Origin of the sequence: Actinoplanes sp. NBRC 103695 (assembly GCF_030269485.1) — a bacterium.
GTDB lineage: Bacteria > Actinomycetota > Actinomycetes > Mycobacteriales > Micromonosporaceae > Actinoplanes.
In genome coordinates, this window is the sequence record NZ_BSTL01000015.1 from 27232 (window position 1) to 51146 (window position 23915).

21 protein-coding genes are annotated in these 23915 nt (G+C 70.4%); 5 read left to right on the forward strand and 16 right to left on the reverse strand.

Annotated features, from left to right (window positions below; all coding sequences use genetic code 11):
- Positions 1-8 precede the first annotated feature (8 nt).
- The 5 genes from QSK31_RS26465 to QSK31_RS26485 form a co-directional block, all read right to left on the reverse strand.
- Complete coding sequence (locus tag QSK31_RS26465; protein ID WP_285687043.1) at positions 9-998, reverse strand: zinc-dependent alcohol dehydrogenase family protein; 990 nt, start codon at positions 996-998, stop codon at positions 9-11.
- Positions 995-1840, reverse strand: a complete 846-nt coding sequence (locus tag QSK31_RS26470) for a carbohydrate ABC transporter permease (RefSeq protein WP_285687044.1) — start codon at positions 1838-1840, stop codon at positions 995-997. Before QSK31_RS26470 ends, QSK31_RS26465 begins: the two co-directional genes overlap by 4 nt.
- Positions 1837-2769: a carbohydrate ABC transporter permease gene (locus tag QSK31_RS26475; RefSeq protein WP_285687045.1), complete on the reverse strand. Its 933-nt coding sequence runs from the start codon at positions 2767-2769 to the stop codon at positions 1837-1839. Before QSK31_RS26475 ends, QSK31_RS26470 begins: the two co-directional genes overlap by 4 nt.
- Before the next feature lie 74 nt (positions 2770-2843).
- A complete protein-coding gene (locus QSK31_RS26480) occupies positions 2844-4208 on the reverse strand; it encodes an ABC transporter substrate-binding protein (protein ID WP_285687046.1) in 1365 nt (454 codons plus the stop codon).
- Between the two features lie 45 nt (positions 4209-4253).
- Positions 4254-5015 (reverse strand): DeoR/GlpR family DNA-binding transcription regulator, encoded by a 762-nt coding sequence (locus tag QSK31_RS26485; RefSeq protein WP_285687047.1) that lies wholly within the window; start codon positions 5013-5015, stop codon positions 4254-4256.
- A 293-nt stretch (positions 5016-5308) separates the two neighbouring features.
- On the opposite strand from QSK31_RS26485, the gene QSK31_RS26490 reads away from it, so the two are divergent.
- The 3 genes from QSK31_RS26490 (at position 5309) to crcB (ending at position 8563) form a co-directional block, all read left to right on the forward strand.
- A complete protein-coding gene (locus QSK31_RS26490) occupies positions 5309-7519 on the forward strand; it encodes a putative bifunctional diguanylate cyclase/phosphodiesterase (protein WP_285687048.1) in 2211 nt (736 codons plus the stop codon).
- Between the two features lie 301 nt (positions 7520-7820).
- The gene (locus tag QSK31_RS26495; protein ID WP_285687049.1) at positions 7821-8201 is read left to right on the forward strand and encodes a fluoride efflux transporter FluC; all 381 of its coding nucleotides are present in this window, start codon (positions 7821-7823) and stop codon (positions 8199-8201) included.
- Entirely contained in the window at positions 8198-8563 is a 366-nt protein-coding gene (gene crcB / locus QSK31_RS26500; RefSeq protein WP_285687050.1) for a fluoride efflux transporter CrcB, read from the forward strand. The genes QSK31_RS26495 and crcB overlap by 4 nt, the downstream gene beginning before the upstream one ends.
- A gap of 82 nt (positions 8564-8645) precedes the next feature.
- Here crcB and QSK31_RS26505 read toward each other — a convergent pair whose 3' ends face one another.
- The 3 genes from QSK31_RS26505 to QSK31_RS26515 all read right to left on the reverse strand — a co-directional run bounded on the left by QSK31_RS26505 (position 8646) and on the right by QSK31_RS26515 (position 12736).
- Positions 8646-10730 carry an MMPL family transporter gene (locus QSK31_RS26505; protein ID WP_285687052.1) on the reverse strand — a complete coding sequence of 695 codons (2085 nt, stop codon included), beginning with the start codon at positions 10728-10730 and terminating at the stop codon, positions 8646-8648.
- A gap of 73 nt (positions 10731-10803) precedes the next feature.
- A complete protein-coding gene (locus QSK31_RS26510) occupies positions 10804-11448 on the reverse strand; it encodes a LuxR C-terminal-related transcriptional regulator (protein ID WP_285687053.1) in 645 nt (214 codons plus the stop codon).
- 19 nt (positions 11449-11467) lie between these two features.
- Positions 11468-12736: a sensor histidine kinase gene (locus QSK31_RS26515; RefSeq protein WP_285687054.1), complete on the reverse strand. Its 1269-nt coding sequence runs from the start codon at positions 12734-12736 to the stop codon at positions 11468-11470.
- A 127-nt stretch (positions 12737-12863) separates the two neighbouring features.
- On the opposite strand from QSK31_RS26515, the gene QSK31_RS26520 reads away from it, so the two are divergent.
- On the forward strand, positions 12864-13985 hold the full coding sequence (locus QSK31_RS26520; protein ID WP_285687055.1) for a serine hydrolase domain-containing protein: 1122 nt from the start codon (positions 12864-12866) through the stop codon (positions 13983-13985).
- Between the two features lie 7 nt (positions 13986-13992).
- Here QSK31_RS26520 and QSK31_RS26525 read toward each other — a convergent pair whose 3' ends face one another.
- From QSK31_RS26525 to QSK31_RS26545, 5 genes are all read right to left on the reverse strand, one after another.
- Complete coding sequence (locus QSK31_RS26525) at positions 13993-14487, reverse strand: MarR family winged helix-turn-helix transcriptional regulator (protein WP_285687057.1); 495 nt, start codon at positions 14485-14487, stop codon at positions 13993-13995.
- Between the two features lie 72 nt (positions 14488-14559).
- Complete coding sequence (locus QSK31_RS26530) at positions 14560-14835, reverse strand: HipA domain-containing protein (protein ID WP_285687058.1); 276 nt, start codon at positions 14833-14835, stop codon at positions 14560-14562.
- A 57-nt stretch (positions 14836-14892) separates the two neighbouring features.
- Complete coding sequence (locus QSK31_RS26535; RefSeq protein WP_285687059.1) at positions 14893-15156, reverse strand: helix-turn-helix domain-containing protein; 264 nt, start codon at positions 15154-15156, stop codon at positions 14893-14895.
- A gap of 32 nt (positions 15157-15188) precedes the next feature.
- Positions 15189-16667 carry a DHA2 family efflux MFS transporter permease subunit gene (locus QSK31_RS26540; protein ID WP_285687060.1) on the reverse strand — a complete coding sequence of 493 codons (1479 nt, stop codon included), beginning with the start codon at positions 16665-16667 and terminating at the stop codon, positions 15189-15191.
- A 9-nt stretch (positions 16668-16676) separates the two neighbouring features.
- Complete coding sequence (locus QSK31_RS26545) at positions 16677-17465, reverse strand: NAD(P)H-binding protein (RefSeq protein WP_285687061.1); 789 nt, start codon at positions 17463-17465, stop codon at positions 16677-16679.
- 141 nt (positions 17466-17606) lie between these two features.
- Between QSK31_RS26545 and QSK31_RS26550 the strand changes: the two genes are divergently transcribed.
- Positions 17607-18380, forward strand: coding sequence for an SDR family oxidoreductase (locus QSK31_RS26550; RefSeq protein ID WP_285687062.1), 774 nt, complete (start codon positions 17607-17609; stop codon positions 18378-18380).
- Positions 18381-18400: 20 nt separating this feature from the next.
- Here QSK31_RS26550 and QSK31_RS26555 read toward each other — a convergent pair whose 3' ends face one another.
- From QSK31_RS26555 to QSK31_RS26565, 3 genes are read right to left on the reverse strand one after another with little or no spacing between them, the layout of a single operon-like run.
- Positions 18401-18649, reverse strand: a complete 249-nt coding sequence (locus QSK31_RS26555; protein ID WP_285687063.1) for a hypothetical protein — start codon at positions 18647-18649, stop codon at positions 18401-18403.
- Between the two features lie 5 nt (positions 18650-18654).
- Positions 18655-22833, reverse strand: a complete 4179-nt coding sequence (locus QSK31_RS26560; protein WP_285687064.1) for a hypothetical protein — start codon at positions 22831-22833, stop codon at positions 18655-18657.
- Positions 22830-23825: a hypothetical protein gene (locus QSK31_RS26565; RefSeq protein ID WP_285687065.1), complete on the reverse strand. Its 996-nt coding sequence runs from the start codon at positions 23823-23825 to the stop codon at positions 22830-22832. Before QSK31_RS26565 ends, QSK31_RS26560 begins: the two co-directional genes overlap by 4 nt.
- Positions 23826-23915: the final 90 nt, after the last annotated feature.

Below are 23915 nucleotides of genomic sequence, written 5' to 3' on the forward strand. Positions count from 1 at the left end.
GGCATGAGTCAGGGTTCAATCATGATTTTGCGACCCACCCCGTTCTTGAACTGGTCGAGGGCCGACGCGTACTCGTCGAGCGGGAAGCGGTGGCTGATGAAGACCTCGGGGTCGAGCACCCCGGCGGCCATCAGCTCGCCGGCCCGGTCGAAGCTGTGCAGCACCGCCATCGAGCCGGTGATGGTGATCTCGCGCCGATAGATCTCGTACGGCTCGATCAGCACCTCGGCGTCGGTGTTGGCCACCCCGAACTGCAGGAACGTGCCGCCCCGGCCGACCCGGCCCAGGCCGTCCTTGATCGCGGCGACGACCCCGGTGCAGTCGATCACGATGTCCCAGCCACGCGGCGCGTCGAGTTCGTCGGCGCTGGTCACGGCCGCCGAACAGCCGAGCCGCTTGGCCGTCTCCAGCCGCTGCGGGTTGAGGTCGACCATCGACACCGTGGCCGCGCCGGCCCGCTTGGCCAGCTCCATCATCATCAGGCCCATCGTCCCGGAGCCATAGATGAGGAAGTTGTCGGCCATGTTCCGCGGCAGCACGTCGAAGCCACGGACCGCGCAGGACAGCGGCTCGATGAGCGCCGCGTTCCGGGCCCGCAGGTGCTCGGGCAGTTTGAACAGGTTGGCCATCGGGGCGGCCACGTACTCGGCCGCCCCGCCGCTCACCGACACCCCGATGGCGTTCCAGTTCTCGCACTGGTTGCCACGGGCCCGCTTGCAGTAGTAGCAGTGTCCGCAGTAGAGCGACGGGTCGACGGCCACCTGGTCGCCCACGGCGTACCCGCTGACCGCGGACCCGACCGCGACGATCTCCCCGGCGAACTCGTGGCCGGGCACGATCGGGAAGGCGGGCGCGAACTCGCCCTCCATGATGTGCAGATCGGTGCCGCAGATCCCGACCGCGGCCGGCTTGACCACCACGTCGGTGGGGCCGGGCGCGGGGTCGGGCACCTGCTGGATCTCGATCGTGCCGGGCGTGACGACGACGGCTGCCCTCACTTGACGGCACCCATCGACAGGCCACGGACCAGCTTGTTCTGTGCCACCCATCCGGCGATCAGGACCGGGAGGGAGAGCAGAGTGGCGGCCGCCGACAGGTCGGCGAGGAACGGGCCGCGGCCGGAGATGAAGCCGAGCAGGTAGATCGGCGCCGTGGAGGCGACGGTGTCGGTGAGGTTGACCGCGAGGAAGAACTCGTTCCAGGTGAAGATGAAGCAGATCAGCGCTGTCGCGGCGAGGCCGGGGGCGACGATCGGCAGGATGATCCGGCGGATCGAGGTGATCAGGCCGGCGCCGTCGACCTCGCCGGCCTCGAGGACCTCTTTGGGGACCTCGAGCAGGAAGGATCGCATCATCCAGATGGCCAGGGGCAGGTTCATCGAGGTGTAGAGGATGACCATGGTCCAGATGTTGTCCTTGATGCCGATCCGGACGGTGAGCAGGTAGATCGGCAGGACGGCGGCGACCGGGGGCATCATCTTGGTGGAGATGAAGAAGAACAGCGCGTCGGTCCATTTGCGCACCGGCCGCAGCGACAGGGCGTAGGCGGCCGGGGTGGCCAGGCAGACCACCAGCAGAGTGGAGAACACGCTGGCCATCAGCGAGTTCAGCAGGTACGGCGTGATGTTGCCGCCGAGCACGGTGGAGAAGTGCTCCAGGGTGGGTGTGAAGAACCAGACCGGCGGGTTGGTCGTGACGTCCTTGGACTGCTTGAGCGCCGTCAGGATCATCCAGATGACCGGGAACACGAAGATGATCCCGGCGATCCAGGCAGCGATGCCCCAGATCGAGTTGCCCAGCCGGCGGCGTGCCGCGGGCTTGGGCGCGGTCATGGTGGTCATCGACCCTCCTCCATCTTGAACAGGCCGGAGATGACCCGCAGGGCGAAGTTGGCCACGATGATCGTCAGGATGACCACGACCACACCGGCGGCCGAGGCCTCGCCGTACTCGTACTTGCTGAAGATGGTCTGGTAGATCTCGTACGGCAGGTTCGTCGTTGCCGTGCCCGGTCCGCCCTGCGTGATCGTGAAGATCGCGTCGAACGTGTTGACCAGGTAGATCGAGCCGAGCAGCGCACCCAGTTCCAGGTACTGCCGCAGGTGCGGCAACGTCATCGTGGTGAAGATCCGCCACGCCCCGGCCCCGTCGACGCGGGCGGCCTCGAGGACCTCGTTGCTCTGCGACTGCAGCCCGGCCAGCAGGATCAGCATCATGAACGGCGTCCACTGCCACACCAGGGTGGTGATGATCGCCGCTTTCGGGTACGACGTGGTCCACGCCGTGTTGCCGCCGAAGATGCCGTTGATCAGGCCGTAGTCGGGGTTGAAGATGCCGTGTTTCCAGAGCAGGGCGGCGGCGACCGGCATGATCAGGAACGGGGTGATCAGCATGGTGCGCACGATGCCGCGGCCGAGGAATTTGCGGTCCATCAGGATGGCCAGGCCGAGGCCGAGGATCATCGAGAAGATCACCGCGCCGGCGGTCAGGATGACCGTGTTGAGCAGGGCCGAGCGCAGCCGGTCGTCGGTCAGGACGGTGAGGTAGTTGTCGAAGCCGACGAAGTCCCTCACACCGGGGCGGAGCGCGTTCCAGCTCAGCGTCGAGTAGTAGATCGTGAACAGGAACGGCACCTGCGTGATGATGATCGCGAAGATCAACGCGGGCAGCAACGGAGCGCGGCGTGACCAGCGCTCCTTGGCGCCGCCCTTCGGCGGTACGACCGGGGGTGCCGGTTTGGTGTCTTCCGCCCGGGTGATGACGTCGGTCATGGGGGTTTGCCTTCCGGTCGGCACGAAGGCGCCGCCGCCGGAGAAGAGGAAAGGCGGCGGCGCCTCCGCGGGCACTACTTGTACTTGCTCGCGACGTCCTCGGCGAGCTTCTGACCGTCAGTTAATGCCTGGTCGACCGTCTTGCTACCGGCGATGGAGGCGCTGACCTCCTGCGACACCTTGGTGCCGAGGTCCGCGAACTCCGGGATGCCGACGAACTGCACACCCAGCGCCGGCCGCGGCTGCACGCCCGGGTTCTGCGGGTTGGCGTTCTCGATGGACTTCAGGGTGATGTCCGCGAACGCCTTGGCCGACTCCTTGTACTCCGGGAGCGCGTAGGTCGAGGTGCGCTTGCCGGAGGGGAGACGCGACCAGCCCAACTTCTCGCCGACCAGCTTCTCGTAGTCCTTGCCGGTGGCCCAGGAGATGAACTTCCAGGCGTTCTCGGACTTCTTGGTGGTCTTGGGCATGGCCCACGCCCAGGTCCACAGCCAGCCGGAGTACTCGGTCTTGTTCACCGGGGCGTACGCGTAACCGACCTTGCCCGCCACCTTCGACGCGCTCGGGTCCTCCAGCGTGCCGGCCGCCGACGTGGCGTCGTACCACATGGCCGCCTTGCCCTGGCTGAACGTGTTGAGGCACTCGGTGAAGCCGGCCTGCGGGGCGCCGGACTCGCCGTAGTTCTTCACCAGGTTCACGTAGAAGTCGGTCGCCGCCTTGAACTCCGGCGAGTTCACCTTCGGCGTCCAGTCCTTCTCGAACCAGGTGCCGCCGTAGGTGTTGACGACCGTGGTCAGCGGCGCGAACAGCTCACCCCAGCCGGGCAGGCCGCGCAGGCAGATGCCGGCCACGTCGCCCTTCTTGTTGAGCTTCTTCGCGTACTCGGCCACCTGCGCCCAGGTCGGCTTCTCCGGCATGGTGATGCCGGCCGCCGCGAACATTTCCTTGTTGTACATCAGGAACGACGACTCGCCGTAGAACGGCGCCGCGTACATCTTGCCGTCCTCGCCGGTGAGCGACTGCACCATCGGCTTGAGCAGGTCGGCCTGGTCGTAACCGGAGTCCGCGGCCGCCTGGGTGGACAGCTCGTGCAGCCAGCCGTTCTTCGACCAGATCGGCACCTCGTACGCGCCGACCGTCGCGACGTCGTACTGACCGCCCTGGTTGGCGACGTCCTGGGTCACCTTGTCGCGCAGTTCGTTCTCCGGCAGGATCGTGAACTTCACGGTGATGCCGGTCTGCTTGGTGAAGTTGTCGGCGGTCAGCTTCTGGATGTCCTCCATCTGCGGGTTGCCGACCATCAGCGCGGTGATGGTGTTGTCGCCCCCTTCGTTGCCACCCCCACCGGTCGAACCGGCGCCCGAGCAGCCGGAGAGCACGAGCGCGACAGCCGAGGCTCCGGCCAGCGCGATCGACAGCTTCCTACCTGTTTTTTGCACGGTTGATCCTCCGTCGAAAAGCGCTTTATTGCGTAATGGTGATTTCTAAACTCGCAGCACTTGGGGCCCGAGCCTTGAATAGCGTTGCGCCTCGGACGCCGGCAGGCCGGTGTCCGTGACCAGGGATTCGAATTCGGAGATCTCGGCGAACCGGCAGAACGTGCGGACGCCGAACTTGGTGTGGATGCCGGCGAAGATGCGCCGGCGTGCCGCGCGGACGGCTTGCGCCTTCACGTCGGCCACCGCGGGGTCGGGCGTGGTCAGCCCCACCTCGCGGGAGATGCCGTTGGCCCCGACGAAGGCCAGGTCGAGCACGAAACCGGCCAGCATGGTGCTGGCCCAGTGGTCGACCGTGGCCAGGGTGCGGCCCCGGACCCGGCCACCGAGCAGCAGCACGGTGGCCGGCGAGTTGGTGGCGAGCCAGGCGGCGGTGTTCAGCGACGCGGTCACCACGGTGAGCGGCCGGTCGGTGGGCAGCGCCTCGGCGATCAGCTGCGGGGTGAAGCCCTCGTCGATGAAAACGGTCTCGGCGTCGCCCATCAGCCCCACGGCCGCGGCGGCGATCCGCCTTTTCTCCGGTACGCCGCGGGTGGTCCGCATCGCCAGATCGGTCTCGAACTTCGCGGTCTCCACCGGATAGGCGCCGCCGTGGGTGCGACGCAGCAGTCCGTGTTTCTCCAGCAGGCGGAGGTCCCGGCGGATGGTCTCGGCCGAAACGGTCAGCTCGGCGGACAGCTTGGCGACGTCGACCTCGCCCTGCCGCCGCGCCAGCGCAACGATCTGATGTTGCCGCTCGTCCGCATTCATCCAGCCCACCTCCCGCCCTGCCGTGCTTCTTTTTAACACCGGCGAAACGTGTGGTCCCCATCACAGCCTAGGCGACTTACCTGTGTCCTTGACCGTTTCCCACCAACCTAGGCCCTGGCGAAATACCATCAGACCGTCCTTAAGCCGGATGAAGGTCATGACTGTTTGGGCAAGAACGGTGCCCGTTCGCTGCCCGCCCGTGTGAGAGTGCCCGCCCGGGCATGTGCGTTCGGGCACGGGTGATCAACGGCGAAACGCTCAGGTCCGGGAGCGATCCGCCGACCGTCAGAACCGTGGCGCTAGCAACCCAGCAACTCACGGACTTCCTCTCCGTCGTGGCCGACCGGCCCCCCGGACCGGCCGCACAGCACGCCGCCGTCGAGTGCGCCGCACGTGCGCTCGATGCGGACGTCGCGGTGCTTGTCATCGACGACGTGGTGGTGGCGGCCATCGGCGTGAGCGCCGACCAGGTCTCCGCGTACGAGCTGACCGAAGCGGCCGCCGGCCGGCGCGGTGAGCTCGGCCTGCCCGGCGGCCCGTACGCGATCACCCACGCCGACATCGACGGCCTCGCGCCCGGCGTGCTGGTCCTGGCCCGCCGCGGCGAGCCGTTCAGCGCCGAGGAGGTCTGTCTGCTCCGCGGCATGGCCCGCGTGCTGGAACTCAGCCTGCACGCGCTCCATGTGATCGAGACCGGCCGGTCCGACGCCCTCCAGGAACGCGAGCGCCTGTTCGAGCAGCTGTCCGCGATCCAGCGCGCGATCGCCCGGCGGGCGCCGCTCCAGCAGATCCTGGACACCGTGACCCGCGCCGCGGGCGAGCTCATCGGCATCGAGGTGGCGACGCTCAACCTGCTCGAACCGGACGACCCCACGGTCGGCAGCATGGTGTCCTGCCACGGTCTGGCGCCCGACGTCATCGCCAAGATGCAACGCGTGCCGCTGCCGTACGCCGGCGCCGCAGGCCTGTCGATCATGGGCGACGAACTGGTCGCCGTGGAGAACTACGAGAACTCGCCGATCGCCATCCCGTCGATCGTGCGGCACGGACTGACCGCCGTGATGGCGGTGCCGGTCCACGAGAACAACCGCGTCGTCGGCTGCCTGTCGGTCGGCACCCGCCGGCCCGGCCACTCCTGGGACAAGGCGGCGCAGGACATCCTCAAGGCCTTCGCCGAGCACGTCAGCCTGGCGATCACCGACGCGCGGACGCTCGAGGCGATGAACCAGGCATTCCACGACTCGCTCACCGGGCTGGCCAGCCGCGCACTGTTCATGACCCGGATGGAGACCGCCTTCGAGGGCGCCCCGCACGGCGTCGCCGCGCTCTTCGTCGACCTGGACCGCTTCAAGGTGGTCAACGACTCGCTCGGGCACGCCGCCGGCGACCAACTGCTCCAAGGCGTTGCCGCGCGGATCGAGCACTGCCTGCGCAAGGACGACACCGCGGCCCGGCTGGGTGGCGACGAGTTCGCCGTCCTGCTGCCCACGGTCGGCACGCTCGAGGAGGTGATGCCGGTCGCCCGGCGCATCCTCGAGGCGATCCGGGAACCGTTCGTGCTGGGCGGCCGGGAGACGTTCGTCAGCTGCAGCATCGGCATCGCGTTCAGCGATACCGGCGGGCACGAACCGCAGGAGCTGATGGTCCGCGCCGACCTGGCCATGTACCAGGCCAAGAAGCAGGGCAAGGACCGGTACGAGATCTTCCAGCCGGCCATGCAGGCGGAGTTCCAGGCCGCGCTGCAGATGGAGGCTGACCTGCGCCGGGCCATCGTCCGGCACGAGTTCCAGCTGCGCTACCAGCCGATCGTGCACCTGCGCACGAAACAGATCACCGGTCTCGAGGCCCTGATCCGCTGGGAACACCCGGATCGCGGGACCATCCCGCCGCTGGACTTCATCCCGATGGCCGAGGAGACCGGCCTGATCGTGCCGATCGGCGAATGGGTGCTGCGCGAGGCATGCCGGCAGGTGGCCGCCTGGAACGCGCGGCGCGACGTCCCGCTGACCGTCAGCGTGAACCTCTCCGCGGTGCAGCTCGACCAGAACGTGCTTCCCGGGCTGGTGTCGTCGGTGCTCGCCGAGACCGGGCTGCCGGCCGCCTGCCTGGTCATCGAGCTCACCGAGAGCCTGCTGGTGGACCACCGGCCGAACACGCTGAAGCAGCTCGAAGAGGTCAAGGCCATGGGCGTACGCCTGGCGATCGACGACTTCGGCACCGGGTACTCGTCGCTGGCGTACCTGCGCCGCTTCCCGGTCGACATCATCAAGATCGACAAGTCGTTCGTCGACGACGTGGGCGACGAGCCGGCCGCCGCCGCGCTCACGCTGGGCATCATCCAGCTCGGCCAGGCGCTGCGGCTCTCCACGATCGCGGAGGGCATCGAGGACGCCGGGCAGCTGTCCGAGCTGACCGACGGCAACTGCGAGCTGGGCCAGGGCTACTACTTCGCGGAGCCGCTGACCGAGGTGGCGATGGACGCGCTGCTCTTCGATCAAACGTGAGAGACGTACACATCGCGAAGGCGCCGCTACGCAGACAGGCTGCTGCGTAACGATTCACTCTCGTGCATCATCCTGGATGATCAACAAGCAAGATCATCATCTACTGTGGTCCACTACCGGAGTTTGCCACCACGGCCTCCGGGCAAAGACCACACACCAACACCGGACAGGCCGGGGTGGACGCCGCCACGTCCGCCCCGGCCCCCATAGTTTCCGGCCGGTGCTTCTGCTTTCCGTGCGTGACCGGTGCTTCTGCTTCCTATGGGTAAGCAGAGCAAAGTGGCGGGGCTAGCGTGGTCACGTGCAGCTTGATCTCCGGGTCCTCGCGGCCGTCTCCGCGGGCGGCGTCCTCGGTGCGCTGGCGCGCTTCGCTCTTTCCACGGCGTGGCCGCACGAGGCGGGCGACTTCCCCTGGGTCACGTGGGTGATCAACGTGACCGGGTGCTTCCTGCTCGGGATGCTGATGGCGCTGATCGCACGGCGGTGGCCGGCGCAGCGGTACGTCCGGCCGTTCCTCGGGACCGGGGTGCTCGGCGGCTACACGACCTTCTCGGCCTGGGCGGTGGAGACCCTGCAGTCCCGGCCGTGGGTGGCACTCGCCTACGGCGGCGCCACGGTGGCCGGCGCCTTGCTAGCGGCCTGGGCGGGCGGAGCGGTTGGAGCGGTCGTGCGTACCCGATGACGGTCTTGCTCGTCGCTCTCGGCGCCGCCGTCGGGGCGCCGCTGCGCTATCTGACCGACCGGCTGATCCAGGCGCGGATCGGGTCGAGGTTCCCGTGGGGGACGCTCGCCGTCAACGTCGCCGGGTCGCTGCTGCTCGGCTTCCTGGTGGGGCTGCCGGTCGGACCGCGGGTGGCGGCGCTGCTCGGGACCGGGTTCTGCGGGGCGCTGACGACGTATTCGACGTTCGGCTGGGAGACGGTCACGCTCGCCGGTGAGGGCGCCCGCCGCCACGCCGTGCTCAACGTGGTCGTGAGCGTCCTCGCCGGCCTCGCGGCGGCCGGCCTCGGCCTGCTGCTCGCCCAGGCCGTGGACGGCCGCTGAAAACTGTCACACCCACCGCCTAACGTCCGGCCCACCCAGTGCAAGGGGCGGGGGAGGTGGCGGCCTGCGCGTCACATGATTTTCAAGCTGGTTCCAATGCTTTTTCCGGGGGCTTCGCGGGCTCGTCGGGCGCCACCTCGTGGCTGGTCTCGGGGAGCCAGCGCAACCAGCGGGGCAGCCACCAGTTGGCCCGGCCGAGCAGCACCATCACCGCGGGCAGCAGGACCGCCCGGACGATCGTCGCGTCCAGCAGCACGGCCGCCGCCAGGCCGATGCCGACCTGCTTCATCGAGATGATCGGCAGCGTCGCGAACAGCGCGAAGATGACCACCATGACCGCGGCCGCGCTGGTGATCACCCCGGCGGTGCCGGTGATGCCCTCGGCGACCGCGCGCCGGGTGGGCAGGCCCCGGTCGTGGCCCTCGCGGATCCGGCTCAGCACGAACACGTGGTAGTCCATGGACAGGCCGAACAGCGTGATGAACAGGAACAACGGCAGCCAGTTGGTGATGCCGCCGGCCGGCGCGAAGTCCAGCAGGCCCGCGAAATGGCCGTACTGGAAGACGAAGACCAGCATTCCGTACGCGGCCGCGACGGACAGCACGTTGAGCACCAGGCCGGTCACGGCGATCGCCACCGAGCGGAACGACACGAGCAGCAGCAGGAACGCCAGGCCGAGCACGAAGCCGAAGACCCACGGGACGCTCGCCTCGAGCTGGTGGTTGAAGTCGCCGTCCTGCGCCGCCTCGCCAGTGACCAGGACCGTCGCGCCGGGGAAGAGAGCGGCGAGCCGGCCGTCGCGAAGGTCAGTCAAGCGAAGGCCGGACGGGATGATCGCGACCGTCCCGGCCGGGTTCACCTCGATGTCGCCCGCGACAGCCAGTTGCGTGGCCGCGGCGTCGAGGGCGGGTCCGCGTACCCCTGAATCGTCCTTGACCACCACCTCGGCCGGAGCGACCCGGGCCGGGAAGGCGTCGCGGACCGCGACGCCGGCCGCCACGACCGGAAGTTCTGGCGACAGGTCCTCGATCCCCTCGGCCTTGGTGCGCAGGTCGAAGACCGGCAGCGCGATCACGACCAGGGCGGCCGTGGCGAGTGCGGCGGAGATCAGCGGCCGGGCCAGCGCCACGCGCACGACGGCGCTCCAGACCCGGCCCTTCGAGTCGTGCCGGTACAGGCCGGGGATCTTGATCGCGTCGACCCGGTCACCGAGCGCCGACAGCAGCGCGGGCAGGACGGTCAGCGAGCCGAGCACAGCCGTCGCGACGACCAGGATGGTGCCGGTCGCGAAGCTGTTGAACGTCGCGTCGCGGGTGAGGAACATGCCGGCCATCGCCATGATCACGGTCAGACCGGAGATCCACACCGAGCGGCCGGAGGTCTGTGCGGCGATCACCAGCGCGCGGTGCGGATCGGCGCCGGCCCGGCGTTCGTCGCGCTCCCGGCGGATGTAGAAGAGGCAGTAGTCGACGCCGACCGCCAGCCCCAGCAGCAGCATCACGTGCAGGGTGGCGTCCACGGTCGGCACCGCCCGGCTGGCCACCGCGAGCAGCCCGGCCGCCGCGACGATCGCGGTCACCGCCAGCGCCACCGGCAGCAGCGCCGCCACCACCGCACCGAACGCGACCAGCAGGATGCCGAGCGCCAGCGGGATGCTGAGCATGCCCAGCGTGGTGAGTCCGTCGACCAGCTTCTCGTTGATCAACAGGTCGGCGCTGGCCGGGCCGGACTCGGCGATGTAGAGGTCCGGATGCCGTTGCTGCACGGCGGCCGTCGCGGCGAGGGCGGCCTTCGGGTCGTCGCCCGGCAAGGTGAACGTCACCAGCGTGGACTGCCGGTCGGGCGAGACGATCGGCGGCGCCGGGGTGCCGATCCCGGTCAGCGACCGGGCCACGTCCTCCGCGGCCGTGGCCCGGTCGGCGGGCGTGCCCTTCTGGATGAGCACCATCTCGGTGGCCGGGTCGACCGGGAAACCGGCCTCGGCCACGATGCGGTCGGCGCGGCCGGAGTCGCCGTGGCCGCGGTCCGTGTCGGTGGTCTTCAGGGTGCCGATCTGTCCGCTGACGACGGTGATCGCGATGACGAAGGCGAGCCACCCGAGGATGGCGGCGGCCCGATGGCGCGCGCTCCACACGGCCGCGCGTGCGGCTAGCCCCTTGATTTCCATGGGTTCACGCTAGGAACGACGGAGATCAGCTTCGATCCGGTGAACCGGCCGATCGATGGTAGGGCTAGCCCTACTATCCCTGCAGGTAGGCCAGGACGGCCCGGACCCGGCGGTGCTGTTCGTCGTCCTGGTGCAGGTCCAGTTTGGTGAAGATGTTGCGGACGTGCTTCTCGACGGCGCCGTCGGTGACCACCATGCGGCGGGCGATCGCGTTGTTGGACCGGCCCTCCGCCATCAGCGACAGCACCTCGCGCTCGCGCGGCGTCAGGTTGCGCAGCGGGTCGTCGCGGCGCCGGCGGACCAGCAGCTGGGACACCACCTCGGGGTCGAGCACCGTGGCGCCGCCGGCCACCCGGTCCAGCGCGTCCAGGAACTCGGCGATCTCGGAGACCCGGTCCTTCAGCAGGTAGCCGACCGCGCCCGCCCGGTCGGCGAGCAGATCGTCCGCGTACGACACCTCGACGTACTGCGACAGCACCAGGATCGGCGAGCCGGGGACCAGGAAGCGGGCCTCGACCGCGGCGCGCAGGCCCTCGTCGGTGTGCGAGGGCGGCATCCGGACGTCCACGATGGACACATCCGGCTTGTGCTCGACGATGGCGGACACCAGCGCGGGGCCGTCACCGACCGCGGCGAGAACGGTGTGCCCGTTCTCCTCCACCAGCCGGACCAGGCCCTCGCGCAGCAGCACCGCGTCGTCGGCGATCACCACACGCATGCCGCCATACTGTCAGGGTCTACACCGGCAGAGCGACCCGGATCGCCGTACCCTCGCCGTCCGCGCTGTCCACCCGCAGCTCGCCGCCGGCCGCGTGGACCCGCTCCTCGAGCCCGGCCAGGCCGTGACCCTTGGCGACCGCGGCGCCGCCGACGCCGTTGTCGACCACGTCCACCAGCACCCGGCCGCCGAACTGCCGCACACTCACGCTGGCCTCGGTGGCCTGGCTGTGCTTGGCGACGTTGGTCAGTGACTCGGCCACCACGAAGTACGCGGCCGTCTCCACCGCCGGGTCGAGCCGCTCGACGCCGGGCGCGATCAGCTCCACCGGCACCGTGCACCGCCCGGCCACCGCGGTCAGTGCCGCGACGAGCCCACGGTCGACCAGGATCGGTGGTGCGATGCCCCGGGACAGCGCACGCAGCTCGTCCAGCGTCTCCCGGGTCTGGCTGAGCGCCTCGGTGACCGTGGCGCGGGCCGCGTCCGGGTCGTTGCCGAACTGCTGCTCGGCCCGGCCCAGGTCCATCGCCAGCCGGATCAGCCGCTGCTGCGGGCCGTCGTGGATGTCGCGTTCCAGGCGGCGCAGGGCGATCGCCTCGGCGGAGGCCAGGGCTTCCTTCTGCGCCTGCACGGTGTCCCGGGCCAGCTCGGCCTGCGCGACCTGTTCCCGCAGCTCACCGACCGCGCTGAGCAGCAGCCGGGCGAAGCCGGCCTCCATCAGCGCCATGCCCCGCACGACCGGGTACAGGGTGAGCGTGAAGAACAGGCCGACGCCGACGTAGAACGCGTACCGCACGGCGTTGCCGTCGCCGAGGCCGATCAGCTCGGGCAGGTCGGTGTTGTCCGTCCCGCGCTGGATCGACCAGTCCCACAGCGGGAAGGTGATCCCGCCGAGCGCCCCGATCCACCAGGTCAGCACGAAACTGAAGGCGATCGTGGCGGGGATGAAGCGGAACATGGCGTGCAGCAGGTCGAGCCAGTTCTGGCCGTCGCCGAGCGGGGTGAAGACGCGGCGCCAGAAGCTCGGGCCGACGGCCTTCTTGTAGGCGGGATGTGGCAGCCGGCGGCCGAGCACCGCGCCGACCCGGGCCCGCTCGACCACCGCCAGGCCGCGGACCATCAGGAAAGTCCCCATCAGCACGGGCAGGCCGATCCAGATGATGCTCAGGCCGACGCCGACCCAGAACAGGGTCATGCTCAGCACGACCGCGATGAGGCCGAGAGGGAAACCGACAAGGGCGTACTGGGTGTCCTTGCCGAGCTGACGAAGGATGCGGGACGCGTTCATATGCCTGACGTTAGGCATCAGAGCCTCCCCGACCGATCCCGCTGCCATCCGGATCGAGCGTAGGGATAACCCGACCATCGGCTCAACCCGGCGGTAATCTGAGGGGGGACGAATCTGGAGTAATCGGATGGAAGACTGGACCTCCCTGCAGGCGCAGGTGCAGAAGTCGATCGACACCCTGGTCGGTTCCGGCCGCGAGGTGGGCCTGCAGATCGCGGCCTACCTGGACGGCCGGCTGATCGTGAACGCGGTGTCCGGCCTGACCGACGCCTCCACCGGCGACCGCGTCACGCCCGACACCCCGTTCTTCAGCTTCTCCACGGGGAAAGGGATGGCCAGCACCGCCGTCCACGTGCTCGCCGAGCAGGGCAAGCTCGACTACGACCTGCTGATCGCGGACGTGTGGCCGGAGTACTCGCGGCACGGCAAGGGCGGCACGACGCTGCGGCATGTGCTGACCCAGTCGGCCGGGGTGCCGCAGCTGCCGTCGTACACGACGCCCGAGGACTTCCTGGACTGGGACCGGATGTGCCGGACCATCGCGATGTCCGCCCCGCTCTGGGAGCCGGGGACGCAGCAGGGCAACCACGCGTGGACCTACGGCTGGCTGATCGGCGAGACGGTGCGGCGGGCCACCGGCCGGCTGCTCTCCTGGGTGCTCGCCGAGGACATCGCCCGGCCGCTGAACGCCGACCGCGAGCTGTTCTTCGGCGTTCCGGAGAAGATGCCGCTCAGTAACCTCGCGCGGCTGACCGACCGCAACTGGTCGGAGTCGATGGAGACGCTGAGTGAGCACCTGCCGAACTTCGACAAGATCAACCCTCCTGGGGTACGCCCGGAGGCGGCGCTGGGCAACCGCCGCGACATCCTGCACACCGACATCCCGGCGGTGGGCACGGTCAGCGCCAAGGGCATCGCCCGGATGTACGCCGCGCTGATGGGCGAGGTCGACGGCGTGCGCCTGATCTCGCCGGACCGGCTGCGGACGATCACCGGGGTGGCGACGCACGGACCGGACTGGTCGTTCGGCGGCGACAGCCCGAAATCGCTGGGGTACGCGCTGGCGGCGAACGGCGAGCGCTGCGGCTGGGGCGGCATGGGCGGCACCCTGGCCGGCATGTATCCCGAGCTGAACCTGTCGGTCGCCTGCCTCAAGAACCACCTGGGCACCAACGACGGCGACCCGATGGAGGGCATCGCCGAGCTGATCCGCTCGACGGTGGCCAACGCGCCCGTGCCGACGTCCTGACCCGGTACTAGTTCCGCTTCGCCCGGGGGGCGGCGGATCGGGGTGGCCCGGCACGCATCCGATCGCGGACGCGGCCCAGGATGTCGGTGAGCGCCGCGACGTCACGCTTGCTCAACGAGCCCAGCAGCAGCTCGCGGACCACGTCGTTGTGTCCGGGCAGCACCGCGTCCAGCACTTCGCGACCGGCCGGGGTCATCTCGACGATGATGCTGCGTTCGTCGTCCTCGCCCGGCGTACGCGTGATCAGGCCTCTCTTCTCCAGTTGCCCGGCCTGGTAGGTGATGCCCGAGCGGCTGTAGACCAGCCCGTCCGCCAGGTCGGTCATCCGGAGCCGGCCGGTCGGCGAGCCGAAGAGCCGGGCCAGGATGCCGAAGGCCGGCCCAGTGAGCCCGCCGTCGTCGCGCAGCTGCTGCTCGACGCCGTGCTCGAGCAGGCTCGCCACCTCACGCAGGGCGAAGTACGCCGCCAGTTCCTCCGCGCTCAGCGGCGCGTGCTCCGTCACCCAGCCATTCTATTGCTTCGAATCCGAAGCGAGCTACGGCTCACCCCCACCTGAGCCCGCCCCGCACTCTTCTCAGGCCGGCGTCGCGCGGCATCGTTCAGCCTGCTCCCTGACGAGACTCGCCAGTCGCCTGGCCAGATCCGAGCGCAGCGCCACGACGGCGGGTTCGGCCGCCGCCTCGCGGAACGCCTCCGGCAACCGCCGCGACAGCTCGTCGATCCGTTCCTTGACGAGGCCCGGGTCCAGCCCGTTCCGCTCCGCGAACGCGTCCCAGTGCCGCCCGGCGATCGCGGCGACCCGGTACTCCGAGCCGATCCGCATCGCCAGCCGGAGCCGCGGAAGGAACATGTCGTCGTACGGCAGGCTGCTGGCGACGCCCGCCGAGCAGGACGGTCAGGTCGATGGTCATCGTGGGCCTTCGAAGGTCTTCACGTACTCGTCCAGGTCGATCTCCGGCTTCGGGGCGGGGCGGATGTCGGCGAAGAGGCCGAGGGCCGCCACCACGCGGAGCACCAGGCCGACCTCGGCGCTCGGCTTGCCCGCCTCCAGGCCCGACAACCAGCGGCGGCTGACGCCGGCGTGCTCGGCCAGTTGCTGCCGGGTCATGCCCTCGGCATGACGCCGCTCGCGCACGTACTTGCCCAGATCGACCGCGTTGTTGATGCGCATGACGACCCTCCCGGCGTGAACGTACGTGCACATCACTTCTGTTGTGCACGTACGTGCTCACGGGAGTGGGTGGGTGGACCCGCCGGGTCGCAGAACGAGCGCGTCGGGTGGTGCGCCGGCAGCCGCCTCGGCATCAGCAGGAAGGCGAGCACACCCCCGGCGACCATCAGACCCGCGCAGATCAGCATCGATGTGCGGTAGACCGGGTGCAGCGTCGACGACTCGGTCAGGCTGCCGCCGCCCAGGCCCGCAGCCAGCGGCAGCACCGCCACCGAGAGCAAGCCGGCCGCCCGGGCCACCGCGTTGTTCACGCCGGAGGCGATACCCGCGAAGCGGTCCTCCAGGGCTCCCAGGGCGGTCGCCGTGAGCGGGGCGACCAGCAGCGACAGGCCCAGGCCGAAGACGATCACCGCGGGCAGGACATTCCACCAGTACGAGGCGCCCTCGCCGACCATCGACAGCAGCACCAGGCCCGTCGCGCAGATCAGCGGACCCACCGTCATCGGGATGCGCGGGCCGATCCGCTGCCCGAGCGCGCCCGCCCGGGCCGAGAGGGCGAGCATCAGCACGGTCACCGGGAGCAGCGCGATCCCGCCGGTGAGCGGGCTGAACCCGGCCACTACCTGGAGATTCAGCACGACCAGGAAGAAGACGCCGCCGTTCGCCGCGTACACCAGGAAGGTGACCAGGTTGGCGCCGCTGAACGCCTTCGCGCGGAACACCTCCAGCGGCAGCATCGGATGCTCGGACCGCCTCTCCACGAGCACGAACGCGACCATCCCGGCCACGCCGACCGCCAGCGCCCCGAGCACCGCCGCGCTGCCCGGGCCCTGCTCCGGCCACGCCGTGAAGCCGTAGGTCAGGCCGCCCAGCCCGGCCGCCCCGGTCAGCACGCCTGCCACGTCCAGTTGGCGGGCGGCCGCCGAGTTGCGCGATTCGGGCACGTGGCGGGCCGCGACAACCATGACAAAAGCGGCGATGGGTACGTTGATCAGGAAGATCAGCCGCCAGTCGGCCACCTCGACCAGCCAGCCGCCGAGGAACGGTCCCAGTGCCCCGCCGACGCCGCCGAGTCCCGACCACGCGCCGATCGCCCGGGACCGGTCACCCGGCTCGAAGGACGCCTCCAGGATCGCCAGCGCCCCCGGGGTGAGCAGGGCTCCCCCGATGCCCTGCAACACCCGCGCGGCGATCAGCAGCTCGTCGGTGGGCGCCAGGCCGCACAGCAGCGAGGCGGCGGCGAACCAGCCGACACCGACGAGGAACACGCGCTTGCGCCCGTACCGGTCACCGAGCGAACCGCCGAGCAGGATGAGGGACGCCAGACTGAGGGCGTACCCGTTGATCGTCCATTGGAGAGCCGCGGCGTCCGCACCCAGGTCTCGCCCGATCGCCGGAAGGGCGATGTTGACCACCGTCGCGTCGATGAAGGCGAGGCTCGACCCGAGGACGGTCGCCAGCAACACCCATCGGCCGGACGTGCTGCCGTATCGGACGAGACCTTGATCCATGCGTCCTTGTTACAGGAAATCCGCAGCGTGGTCGCGGCACCAGTCGCGGAAAGGCCGGGCCGGCCGTCCGATAATGCGAGTTACGTCATCGGTGACCGGTTCGCCCATTCCGACCAGGGATGCCCAGTGCGACAGGGCGGCGTCCACGAACGTCTCGTCGCCCCACTCGGCCAGCAACTGCTCCCGGGCTTCCTCCGGCGACAGCTCGACCCACCGCACGTCCCGCCCGATCGCCTCCCCGATGAGTCGCACCTGCTCGGCCTGGGTGAGGTTGGCCGGCCCGGTCAGATGCGGCCGCGTCCCGTCCAGCTCGTCGCCGAGCAGTGCCCGGACGGCCACGTCGGCGATGTCCCGCTCGTGGATCAGCGACCGGGCCGCCTCCCCGTACGGCCACCGCACCACCCCTTCGTCCCGGACCATCCCCGCCCAGCCCAGCGTGTTCGTGGCGAACCCGCCCGGCCGCAGGAAGACCCGGTCGACCCCGGAGTGCTCGACCGCCTTCTCGACCGTCCCCCAGAACCCGTGCTCAGCGGAGGCCGCCGACAGATACACGACCTTGCGCACCCGTTCCGTGATCGCCCCGACGGCATCCTCGATACCCGGCACGGCCGGTCCCGGCCACACCAGGAAGACCGTGTCCACACCGTCGAGCGCCGGGCCCAGGCTGCCCGGGTCCGTGAGGTCGGCGGGCACATCCCCACCCCGCCTGCTCGACGTACGCACCGCGGCTCCCGCCTCGGCCAGACCCACCGCCACGTGCCGCCCGACGTTCCCGGTAGCTCCCGTAACCAAAATCATGGCCCGACCCTCACACCTGAAGGCGACTCGAGGTCAAGCCTCGCCCGCCGAACCCGACAGGAGCGGTTATCCACAGGCTGTGGACAACCGCTGCCGGGAATGGGGCTGCGCCTCACGGCCCGAGTCGGCGACCATCGGCGGATGCCTTCGATCACCGGCCGGACCGTTCTTGTCACCGGCGCCAGCCGGCGCATCGCGATCGGGGCCGCCATCGCCCGCCGCGCGGTGGCCGACGGCGCCTCGGTGCTGCTGCACTCCTGGTCCCCCTACGACGCCGAGCAGACCTGGGGCGCCGATTCGCCGGAGGCTCTGCGAGACGAGCTCCGCGCGGCGGGCGGCCACGTCGAGCACGTCTCGGCGGACCTGTCCGACCCGGACGCCCCGGCGGCGCTGATCGCGGCGGCGCGGGACCACTTCGGTCACCTGGACGCCCTGGTCGCCAACCATGCCCGCGGCGTGAACCAGTCGCTGGAGACGCTGACCGCCGCCGAGCTGGACCTGACCTACGCGGTCAACACCCGGGCCACCCTGCTGCTGGCGAAGGAGTTCGCCGCCCAGCACGACGACACCCGCCCGGGCGGCCGCATCCTCGTGTTCACCTCGGGCCAGTACCACGGCGCCCAGCCGGCCGAGCTGCCCTACATCGCGTCGAAGGCGGCCCTGCACGAGCTGACCCGCAGCCTCTCGGTGCATTTGATCCCCCGGGGCATCACGGTGAACTGCGTCAACCCGGGCCCCAACGAGACCGGCTGGGCCGACCCGGAAACTCATGCCGCGGTCCTGCGCATGAGTCCGGGCGGCCGCTGGAGCACCCCGCAGGACACCGCCAGGCTGGCCTCGTGGCTGCTCAGCGACGAGGCCGCCTGGGTCACCGGCCAGACGATCGCCTCGGACGGCGGCTGGTCCTCGAAATGATTGGTCCTCGAAATGAGAGGTCACGGGTGCAGCGAGGCGATGAACTGCCCCACGGTGACCGCGTCGCTGGCCACGAGCCGGTTGCGGATGTTGCTCGCCCGTTCGATGTCCTCGCGTATGTTGCTGTGCTTCCACTCGCCGCCCCGGGTGTAGGTCTCGCCGTACGTCCCGCTGCCGTCGGGCGCGTCCCACTCGCGCAGGACGCCAACCGCCCGATCGGACGGATCGTTGCGCCGCACCACGATCGAGTAGCGGTAGTCGTGACTCATTTTTGTCACCCTCCCATCGTGAACTTGATCTCCCCGGCCTCGAACGGCACCGGCACGTTCGCATCCGACCACAACGCGGCCGAGATCTCCTTCGCCTGCGACTTGGTCAGGCCCCAGGCCTCCGGTTCACCGTTCTTCGCCGGCGGAAGCCGCCTGATCTCGTAGAACGGGTGCTCGGCCTTGTTGACCCAGAAGCTGTCCGGGGTGTGGAACTGGACCTCGAACAGGTGACCGGTCGACGGGTCCCGCCACGTCGTGTTGATGCCCTTGTAGTAGCCCATCGACCCGCGAATCCACCCATTACTCACCGAGGTCAGCTCGTACCCCTGGCTCTTGAGCGCATTGACCGTCTCCTTGACGCCGCCGACGTACCGATCCACCTCGAACAGCGCGGTGTACCTGATGTTGTCGCCGATGCCGGCAAGCAGCTCGGCCGCCGGGGGTCCCCCCTCCGCGTCCTGGTTGGACGCGAGTTTCCGCTTCAGCGAGTCCGCGGTCTTCAGCCGGTACGCCCAGCCTTCCCGGGTCGCTCCCGGGACCGACCTGATCAGGTCCTGCATCCGCGGGGACAGGCTCGCCTCGGCAACCCGGGCCGCCTCGATCGCTGCATCCGCCGCCGCGTTGTCCACCTGGCTGAGGTCGAGCTCGACGCCGTTCTCTTTGTACCGCCAGCTGCCGTCGGGCTGCGTGCCGTTGCAGGGCACCGCCGCGGCCTTGGTCGCCGCCGCCTTCTTCGCCGCCGCGAGGAACCGGCAAGCCGGTGGCGTCTCCGGGAAGTCGACGTCGTGCCCGGCCTTGAGCACGAGATCCCGGATCTTGACGATCCCGTTCTCGATGGTGACCACGCCGCCGTCGAGGTGGACGACGGCCTTCTCGAGATCACCGATCGCCCCGTCCAGCCGGGCCGTGGTGGCCTCGACCCGGTAGAGCTTGCCGTCGATCAGGGCGACCGCGTCGTCGAACTTCGCGACCCCGTTCTCCAAGCGCAGCCCGGCGCCGGTGACCTGGGCGATCTTCCCCGGCTCGCCCGGCACGTCGGCGACGCGGACGGCGAACCGTTCGATCCGCCCGAGGCCACCGGACATCCTGGAGAGCCCCAGGCGCAGCAGGTTGCTGATCTCCCCCAGCGTCTTGTTGAGCGCGCCACCGATCTCGCCGACCCCGGGGATGGCGAATGAGGCGACGTCGAACAGGGTCAGCCCGAACGCTTTGCCCGGGTTCTCCTGCCACTCGGTGATGTGGATCAGCTCGAGCGGGTGGTCGCGGAGCATCGCCGGCATCTGCCGGAACCCCTCGACGGTCTTGCCGCAGTTGTTCCGGAAGTAGTCACCGTCAAGGCCGACCACGACCCAGCTGCCGCAGTCGGCGAGCGCCTTCAGACCCTGGATGAACCCCTTGGCGCCCGCCAGGAGCCCGGCGCCGACCTGGACGAACCAGTCCTCCGCCCGGTCGCCGTTGCGCTGCGCCTCGTCGCAGGCGGCGTCGTTGCCGGTGTAGCACCTGGCCAGCAGGGCGATGTGGCCCTTGCTCGCGTCCAGGGCCGTCTGGAGGCTGGGTCGCACCAGTTCCCAGAGGTGCCGGCAGGCGTCCGCCATGTACGTGCTGCATTTGAGGTAGGAGAGGATGCCGTCCTCGACCTTGTCCTCGAAGGCCTGCTGCTCCCGGGCGATCGCCTGCTGCCGCGCCTGCTCGTCCTGGAGTCCCTTGAGGACATCGGAGAGCTGCTTGGCCTGGGCGTGGATGTTGGCGGTGGCCGACTTGGCCCACGCGTACGCCTTGTCGATGCTCGCCGAGGCCCGGCCCGCGCTGGCCGCCGCCAGGTTCGCGTTCTGCGCCGCGTAGTCGGCGATCGCGGCCTCCCGCCACGCCGCCGACTCCCACTGGGTCGCGACACCGGCGGCCGCGGTCGCCCCGTTCGCGTCGTTGGTGGCCGCGACCGCCGCCTGGTACGCCGCACCGGCCGCACCGATCGCGACGTTCGCCGAGCCGACCGCCCGGGCCGCCGCCTCGTACGCCGGTTTGATGTCCCCGACCGCGTCCTCGGCCTGGGCGGTGGCGTGATCGGCCGCCGCCTCGGCCTCGTCGGCCCGTCTCGCAGCCGCCGCGGCCTGCTCCTGCGCGACCACGATCGCTTCGGTGGCGACCGACAACGCGTCCCGCGCGTCGGCGTTGATCGCGGCGAACCGCGACGCGATGTAGCTCGCGGTCCCGGCCCGGTCCACGGTCAGCGTCGCAAGGGCGGCGGCGCTACCGGCCGCGTTCCCGGCGATGTCCGCCTGGACGACCGCCTGCCCGGCCTCCCGGACCGCCGCCTCCGCCTCGGCCTGGGTGTGTTCCGCGTCGACCCGGGCGTTCTCCGCCGCCTGCACGCTGTCCACGGCCGCCTGTCCGGCCAGGTCGGACGCCCGCCGGGCGGTCAGCGCGTTCTGCTGCGCCACCTTGGCCGCGGTCCGCGCCTGCCGGGCGGCGGCACTGGCCCTCTCGGCCTCGCCGCGGGCCGCCGCGGCGGCAGCCGTCGCCCGGTTCGCCCAGGCCTGTGCGGCCTGAAACGCATCGCGGGCCCGGTTGGCCTGGATCTGCAGGTCACGAGTCGCCTCGTCGGCGTCCTGCCCGGCCTCGGTCGCCTCGTCCCGGGCCTTCTGCAGGGCCGCGGCGATCGCGTTGTACTCCTGCTCGGCCGCGAAGCAGCGGGAGGTCGCCGACTTGAGCTCCTCGCCGGCCCGGTTGACCTTGTTGATCGCCGCCGACTCCCGCTGGACGGCGTCGTTGGCCGCCAGCTGGGCCGTGCCCGCGACCTGGGCCTGGGCGACCGCGTTGGCGGACGCCCGTTCGGCGTCGGCCCGCAACGCCTTCGCCGTGCCCGCGTGTTGTTTGGCGGAGGTGGCGGCCCGCTCAGCGACACCTCGCTGGTCCTTGGCCCGCTTGGCCGCGTCCTCGGCGATCTTCTGTTGCGCCTTGGCCACGACCGCCCGGTCCGCGGCCACCTTCTCCTGGTACTTGGTCTCGGCCAGCCACCTGGCCGCGTTGTCGGCGTGCAGGGTGGCGTTCTGGTCGGCGTCGAGCGCCAGGCTGTCGGCGAGCGTCGCGGTGGCCGCCGCGCTCGCCGTCGCCGCGCCGTGGGCGGCCGCCTGCGCGGAGAAGGCGACCGACATGGTGACCTGCGCCCAGTCGTGCCCGTGGGCCTGACCCGAGTCGTTCAGATCCTGGACGGCCACCTGCACCTGGGCGATGACGGCGTTCATCTGCAGCGCCGTCTGCTGGGCCCGGGCCGCCTGGGTGGCGGCGTCGGCCTTGTGCGTCTCCAGCAGCGCGGTCCGGCCCTTCTGCCCGGGCCGGCGCACGCGGTCCTGTTCGAAGACCTGGTCCGCGGCGTTGGCCGCGGCGGCCGCCTGCCGCATGGCGAGCAGGGCGGTCTCGAGATGGCGGAGGGCGGTGATGTTGGCGGCGAGGATCTCCGCTCGTGCCCGGGCGCCGGCCTCCGCGGCGGTGGCGTTGGCGGTGAGCGCCTCCAGGTTCTGGTTGCGCTGTTCGATGGCCTGCCGGATCCGCTCCCGGTTGTCCCAGTCGGTCCGGTTGGCCGTGGCGTACCCGGTCCGGTAGAAGTCGGCGATGACCGCCGGGTCCGCGGACGCGAGGGCCTGGCTTCCCTCGGCGACCACGGTCGGTCCGCCGAGCGCGATCATCTGCTCGACGCGGGCGTAGATCCGGTCGCGTTCGGCAGTGGTGTCCTCGACCGGGTGGTCGAGCCGGTCGGCGATCTCGTAGCCCCAGGCCACGAACTCGCTGACCGCGTAGTCGCCGCCTGTCAGGGCCAGGTTGGCGGCCCTCTTCACGTTCGTCCCGCCGCTGGCGGCCCACGCCTTGACCTGGTTCTTCTCCCGGGTCTTGCGCTGTGCCGCCGAGAGCCGGGCGCGCGCCCAGCCGGCGTTTACGAAGTCCGCGACGGCCTGCGTGGTTCCGGCCGCCAGCGCCGCGGTGGCCGCGTCCCGGACCTCGGGCTCGGCCGCGTACGCGGCGATGTCGACGACGCTGTCGCGGTACCAGTCGGCCTCGTCGTCGGTCCACTCAACGGTGCTCGCGGCAGCGGGTTTCGGCTCGGCGTGAGCCGGCGAGGTCACCACGGCCCCGGCGAGAGAGACACCGAGCAGGGCGGTCAGGAAGAACCGGAGAATCAACTGTTTCATCGGCCGCCCGCCTCCTCGGCCAGACGTGCCCACATGGCGGCCTGTTCCTCGGCCCAGCGGACCGCGTCCTGCCAGGCCGCGGCGTTGTTCCCGGCGCGGTCCAGCACGCCGGCCCAGTCCTGCTCGGTGGTCGCGCCCTCCGCGTACGCGGCCACCGACGCCCACTTCGCCGCCTGTGCGGCGGCCCGGTCACGTTCGGCCGCCCAGTCCACACTGGTGCCGGTGGCCGCCACGGACACGGCGTGCCAGGCGGCGACGGTCTCCGCGTGCAGCTTCTCGGCCGCCTCGCCGCTGGCCTCGGCCTCGGCTGCCTCGGCGGCGAGGGCCGCGTTCCGCAGCCGCGTCAGCGCCGCGGTGCCCCTGAGGTCCAGGTCGCTGATGGCGAGCCGGTACGCCTCGTCGTCGAGCCGCGCACCGGCGGCCCAGTAGTACCGGAAGAAGTCGGCGATGTCGGCGTCCTCACCGGCGGCGATCGCCGCGGCCGCCGCCGCCCGTACCTGTGGTCCCGGGTCGGTACCGGCGATCGAGGCCACGAAGTCGCGGTCCTCCTGTGCCTGTTCCGCGACCTCCTCGTCGTGCTCGTGCTGGCCGGACGCGTCCAGTTCCTGCGCGATGGCCAGCCCGGTCCGGACGAACTCGTCCTTCTCGTCGTGGGTCGCCCGCAGGGCGCGGGCACTGCCGAGGCGTACGGCCGAGTCGGCGGGCGAGATCCGCAGCCAGTAGTTGATCTCGGCGATGTTGGCCCGTTCGAAGGCCGCGGCCCGGTTGATGACGGCCGCGAGTCCGGTCTGGAGGAACCTGGAGATCGCGTCGTCCTCGGTGCTGTTCAGGGCCACGGCCGCCGCCGTCCGCACCTCCCAGCGCCCGTCCGACATGGCTCGCCACTGAACCCGTTCCCGGTCGGCCTGGGTGGCCGCGGCCACCGCCGGCGTGACCGCCGCGAATTGCGTTGCTCCGATGGTGAGGACGGACGCCAGCAGTGCTGCGACCACCCGTCCTCGATGTCTGACCTTCAGCAAGGGGTGCCTCCTGACGGCACGCAGGATGGCGGCCCGGCGCGGCCGGGTCGCGGGTAGGAGATG

Excerpts from the sequence above, each read along its gene's own strand:
- QSK31_RS26470 (WP_285687044.1), bottom strand. The coding sequence starts at position 1,840 with ATGACCACCATGACCGCGCCCAAGCCCGCGGCACGCCGCCGGCTGGGC.
- QSK31_RS26475 (WP_285687045.1), bottom strand. The coding sequence starts at position 2,769 with ATGACCGACGTCATCACCCGGGCGGAAGACACCAAACCGGCACCCCCG.
- QSK31_RS26485 (WP_285687047.1), bottom strand. The coding sequence starts at position 5,015 with ATGAATGCGGACGAGCGGCAACATCAGATCGTTGCGCTGGCGCGGCGG.
- crcB (WP_285687050.1), top strand. The coding sequence starts at position 8,198 with ATGACGGTCTTGCTCGTCGCTCTCGGCGCCGCCGTCGGGGCGCCGCTG.
- QSK31_RS26505 (WP_285687052.1), bottom strand. The coding sequence starts at position 10,730 with ATGGAAATCAAGGGGCTAGCCGCACGCGCGGCCGTGTGGAGCGCGCGC.
- QSK31_RS26510 (WP_285687053.1), bottom strand. The coding sequence starts at position 11,448 with ATGCGTGTGGTGATCGCCGACGACGCGGTGCTGCTGCGCGAGGGCCTG.
- QSK31_RS26515 (WP_285687054.1), bottom strand. The coding sequence starts at position 12,736 with ATGAACGCGTCCCGCATCCTTCGTCAGCTCGGCAAGGACACCCAGTAC.
- QSK31_RS26520 (WP_285687055.1), top strand. The coding sequence starts at position 12,864 with ATGGAAGACTGGACCTCCCTGCAGGCGCAGGTGCAGAAGTCGATCGAC.
- QSK31_RS26530 (WP_285687058.1), bottom strand. The coding sequence starts at position 14,835 with ATGTTCCTTCCGCGGCTCCGGCTGGCGATGCGGATCGGCTCGGAGTAC.
- QSK31_RS26535 (WP_285687059.1), bottom strand. The coding sequence starts at position 15,156 with ATGCGCATCAACAACGCGGTCGATCTGGGCAAGTACGTGCGCGAGCGG.
- QSK31_RS26540 (WP_285687060.1), bottom strand. The coding sequence starts at position 16,667 with ATGGATCAAGGTCTCGTCCGATACGGCAGCACGTCCGGCCGATGGGTG.
- QSK31_RS26545 (WP_285687061.1), bottom strand. The coding sequence starts at position 17,465 with ATGATTTTGGTTACGGGAGCTACCGGGAACGTCGGGCGGCACGTGGCG.
- QSK31_RS26550 (WP_285687062.1), top strand. The coding sequence starts at position 17,607 with ATGCCTTCGATCACCGGCCGGACCGTTCTTGTCACCGGCGCCAGCCGG.
- QSK31_RS26555 (WP_285687063.1), bottom strand. The coding sequence starts at position 18,649 with ATGAGTCACGACTACCGCTACTCGATCGTGGTGCGGCGCAACGATCCG.
- QSK31_RS26560 (WP_285687064.1), bottom strand. The coding sequence starts at position 22,833 with ATGAAACAGTTGATTCTCCGGTTCTTCCTGACCGCCCTGCTCGGTGTC.